Annotated in this window: 6 protein-coding genes; 5 read left to right on the plus strand and 1 reads right to left on the minus strand. The window is 47.7% G+C overall.

Going from position 1 to position 4,080, the window contains the following annotated elements; translation table 11 throughout:
- Positions 1-350, minus strand: a 350-nt coding sequence (locus K2Q26_13290; GenBank protein MBY0316491.1) for a 2-oxopent-4-enoate hydratase, incomplete at its 3' end; no start/stop codon positions are given.
- A gap of 273 nt (positions 351-623) precedes the next feature.
- Here K2Q26_13290 and K2Q26_13295 point away from each other — a divergent pair.
- From K2Q26_13295 to K2Q26_13315, 5 genes are all read left to right on the plus strand, one after another.
- Positions 624-1,259, plus strand: a complete 636-nt coding sequence (locus tag K2Q26_13295; protein ID MBY0316492.1) for a cyclase family protein — start codon at positions 624-626, stop codon at positions 1,257-1,259.
- The gene (locus tag K2Q26_13300) at positions 1,256-2,731 is read left to right on the plus strand and encodes an aldehyde dehydrogenase (protein ID MBY0316493.1); all 1,476 of its coding nucleotides are present in this window, start codon (positions 1,256-1,258) and stop codon (positions 2,729-2,731) included. Before K2Q26_13295 ends, K2Q26_13300 begins: the two co-directional genes overlap by 4 nt.
- The gene (locus K2Q26_13305; protein ID MBY0316494.1) at positions 2,728-3,138 is read left to right on the plus strand and encodes a RidA family protein; all 411 of its coding nucleotides are present in this window, start codon (positions 2,728-2,730) and stop codon (positions 3,136-3,138) included. The genes K2Q26_13300 and K2Q26_13305 overlap by 4 nt, the downstream gene beginning before the upstream one ends.
- Positions 3,135-3,671, plus strand: coding sequence for a 3-hydroxyanthranilate 3,4-dioxygenase (locus K2Q26_13310; protein MBY0316495.1), 537 nt, complete (start codon positions 3,135-3,137; stop codon positions 3,669-3,671). The genes K2Q26_13305 and K2Q26_13310 overlap by 4 nt, the downstream gene beginning before the upstream one ends.
- Positions 3,664-4,080 (plus strand): amidohydrolase family protein (locus tag K2Q26_13315; GenBank protein MBY0316496.1); only part of this gene is annotated, 417 nt, incomplete at its 3' end. The genes K2Q26_13310 and K2Q26_13315, both read left to right, overlap by 8 nt.

Consider the following 4,080-nt stretch of genomic DNA (forward strand, 5'->3'; position numbering starts at 1 on the left):
TCCTTATGGGTCACAAAAAAGATCTCCGGCTCCGCCTTAGGATGAATCTTACCTGCCAATGAGAACTCACCCTTTTGAGAAACTTGCATCTTGTCGGTCAACACCCCAAAAATCGGCTGATGCAAACCCATCTGCTCCATCTTCGCCTTCGAAGTGAGCCCCATCTTGTAGCCAATGATTTTCTCTCCATCTTTACGACGCAACTCAATCCCATGACCCTGAATCTCATAAGCCATCGGCAGATCCAGCTCCTTATGACTCAAAGTCAAAGGCTCCTGCTCCTCCGCCTCTTTCCGAGCCCTATAAAGTTGAAAAGACAATTCCGCTACCGTATCCAATTTTTCCGCCATCCCCCACACATTAATACCGTGCTTTGGCTGAGTCCAATAAGAATTGAAAAGAGTCTTCTTTTGACGGAAGTCTCCATCCATGGATCGTTTCGCGCCCCTCCATGGGCGCGACCGCCAAAAGAAGACTCTTTTCAATTCTTATTGGACTCAGAAACCTCTCCTTAATTTAGTTCCTTTTGGTGGAGAATTTGTCAGAAATTCATTGTGGGGCGGGGGTTGATCTGGCTGCGGGGAAAGGGTAGAGTTTGGGCTTAATTTGAGAGGTAGTGCTCTGTGTTAGGTGGGTTTGAGAAAGTCTACGATATCAGTCCTGAGATTTCTCCTGCGATGGCGGTGTTTCCGGGCGATACTCCGTTTCAACGGAAGATTATTTTAGATGTTCAAAAGGGCGACTCTTTGGGTCTGTCCTCGTTTACGACCACTCCCCATTTGGGCGCCCACGTGGATGCTCCCAATCATTATAGCACTTCTGGTGTTGGGATCTCTGAGCGCTCATTGCATTTCTATATGGGGCCTTGTCAGGTCATCTCTGTGAATTTGAATCGCGGAGAGAGAATCAAAGTTGAACATATTCAAAAAATTAAAATCAGAGCTCATCGGGTTCTTTTTTATACAGGGTCATTCCCGAATCCGAATGTTTGGAATTCCGATTTTAATGCGCTTTCGGCGGAGCTTGTGGACTATTTGTTTGCGCAAAAGATTTGCTTAGTTGGGATTGATACGCCTTCGATTGATCTTGCGGAAGATCAAGCTTTGGAATCTCACAAGCGGATTCACGCGCACGATATGGCGATTCTCGAAGGCGTGGTGCTCGATCAGGTGCCCGATGGGATTTACACCTTGTGTGCACTCCCGCTAAAAATGAAAGGGGCGGATGCGTCTCCCGTGCGCGCCGTTTTATTGCAATGATCGAATTTAAAGAGCAAGAAAAAATACTCAATTACATTGGCGGGGAATTGGTTCCCGCGTCCTCAGGTCAAACTTTACCTTGTTATGAGCCCGCCACAGGAAAAGAATATACTCAAGTTGCGGCCAGCGACGCGAGCGATGTGGAGAAAGCGGTGCAGGCCGCGCAAAAGGCTTTTCCGCAGTGGTCCGCACTTTCACAGCAAGAGCGATCCCAGTATTTAAATCTGTTGGCTCAGAAAATTGATGAAAATCTGGAGGTTTTTGCTCGGGCCGAGAGCCGCGACAATGGAAAACCGGTGAGTGTCGCGAAGTCCGTCGACATTCCTCGGAGCAGCTACAACTTTCGCTTTTACGCTGAGGCCTCGTCCCAAAATCAGGGGGAGTCCTATGAGACGTCCGCCCATGTTTTTAACTATGTCCTTCATCAACCTTTAGGCGTGGTCGGAGTGATTTCTCCGTGGAATCTTCCCCTTTATCTTTTCACTTGGAAAATTGCTCCAGCCCTCGCCACGGGAAACTGCGTGGTGGCGAAGCCCTCGGAAATTACTCCGTTGACCGCATATTTATTTGCAAAGATCTGCCGCGAGGTGAATTTACCACCAGGTGTGCTGAATATTGTCCACGGATTGGGAGGAGACGTTGGGGCGGTGTTATCTCAGCATCCCAAAATTAAAGCGATCTCTTTTACCGGGAGCACATCGACGGGACAAAAAATTGCACAGGCGGCAGCCCCTACATTTAAAAAAGTGGCTCTCGAAATGGGAGGAAAAAATCCGACGCTCGTTTTCGCGGATTGTGATTTCGAAAAAACCGTGAACGAGGTGGTGCGTTCCACGTTTTCGAATCAAGGACAGATCTGCTTGTGCAGTTCACGAATCCTGGTGGAAGAAAGCATTTACGAAAAATTTAAAAATGCTTTGATTGAAAAAATTAAAACTTTCCGGGTGGGAGACCCGAGCGACAGTAACACCCAGCAAGGGGCCACTGTTTCGTTAGAACATTTTAATAAAGTGATGTCTTACATCGAGCTCGCCCAAAAAGAGGGGGGTCGAATTTTAACCGGCGGTCGTCGAGCGATCATTCCGGGACGTTGTGAAAACGGTTGGTTCATCGAACCCACGTTAATCGAGGGATTAGAGAACTCGTGTCGCACCAATCAGGAAGAAATTTTTGGACCTGTCGCTACGCTGATCCCCTTCACCTCGGAGAAAGAAGCGTTACGTCTCGCCAATGAGTCGACGTATGGTCTTGCGGTGAGTATCTGGTCGGAGTCCTTATCGCGCGTACATCGGCTCGCGCGCCTTTTAGAGTTCGGCACCGTTTGGGTCAATACGTGGATGCTGCGAGATTTGCGCGTGCCCTTCGGAGGATCCAAAAATTCTGGCCTCGGTCGCGAAGGCGGCAAAGAAGCGCTTCACTTTTTTACCGAACCGAAAACGGTTTGTCTTAATTTTCCGGGAGAATTGAAATGAAATTTGACTCGAACCAAGCTCCAGAGCCTGTAGGTCTTTATCCTCACGCCCGTCGCGTGGGTAACTTGTTGTTTATGTCGGGAGTCGGTCCGCGCGAGCGTGGCAGCAAAAAAATTCCGGGAGTGGATGTGGATGCTCAAGGAAATATTCTTTCCTACGATATCGAAACCCAGTGCCACTCGGTCTTTAAGAATGTGCGTTTGATCCTCGAGGCGTCGGGCTTAACGTGGAATGATCTTGTGGATGTCACTGTGTATTTGACCAACATGAAAAAAGACTTTCCTATTTATAATCGAATCTACGCCGAGTATTTTAAAGAGAATCAACCTTGTCGCACGACTTTAGGGATTACGGCTCTTCCCACACCCATTGCGATCGAACTCAAATGCGTGGCGGAGTTTAAATGATTCGAGCCCCCTTTAACTTTAAACAATGGATCGAAGACCATCGAGACAAACTTAAACCCCCGGTGAGTAACAAACTGATTTGGGAAGACAGTGAGTTCATGGTGTTCATCGTGGCTGGTCCCAATGGACGTACAGATTTTCATAGTAATGGTGGCGAGGAGTTTTACTACCAATTGGAGGGGGACGTTTTTTTGCGAATTCGTGAGGACGACAAATTTCGTAACATAACCATTCGTGAAGGGGATATATTTCTATTGCCCTCGAATGTTCCTCATTCTCCGCAACGTCCGGCGAAGACTTTGGGTTTAGTGATCGAAAGAAAACGACTCGATGGAGAGCAAGATGCGCTGGCGTGGTGGTGTCCGAAGTGTTCAAATAAACTTTATGAAGAGCGATTTCCACTCACCAACATCGTGACCCAGTTTAAACCTGTGTTTGATCGTTTCTTTGACAATCCTAAAAACTGCACCTGTTCTCAATGCGGTCATCAACTGACCCGCGAAAGCAATTTCTTTTCGGAGTTCAATGCTTAAGATTGATATCCACACGCACATTCTGCCGAAAGAGATGCCCAGCTGGAAAGATCGCTTTGGTTACGGCGGCTTTATTAAGTTGGAGCACACCGCCCCTTGTTGCGCGCGTATGGTGAAAGACGACGGAACTTTTTTTAGAGAAGTGGAAGACAATTGCTGGGATGCTGAAAAGCGCATTCAAGACTGTGACCAGCATAAAGTTCAAGTGCAAGTTCTTTCCACCGTGCCTGTGATGTTTAGCTATTGGGCCCAAGCGCAGCACGCCTATGACCTCTCTCGTTTTTTAAATGATCATATCGCGGGAATTGTTCATCGCTATCCTAAACGGTTTGCGGGATTGGGGACGGTCCCACTTCAAGATACAAAGCTTGCGATTATGGAGCTTGAAAGATGTGTCAAGCAGTTGGGA

Source organism: Bdellovibrionales bacterium (assembly GCA_019750295.1).
Classification (GTDB): domain Bacteria; phylum Bdellovibrionota; class Bdellovibrionia; order Bdellovibrionales; family JAGQZY01; genus JAIEOS01.

Coding starts and splice junctions, on each gene's coding strand:
- K2Q26_13310 (MBY0316495.1), top strand. CDS start 3,135: ATGATTCGAGCCCCCTTTAACTTTAAACAATGGATCGAAGACCATCGA.
- K2Q26_13300 (MBY0316493.1), top strand. CDS start 1,256: ATGATCGAATTTAAAGAGCAAGAAAAAATACTCAATTACATTGGCGGG.
- K2Q26_13305 (MBY0316494.1), top strand. CDS start 2,728: ATGAAATTTGACTCGAACCAAGCTCCAGAGCCTGTAGGTCTTTATCCT.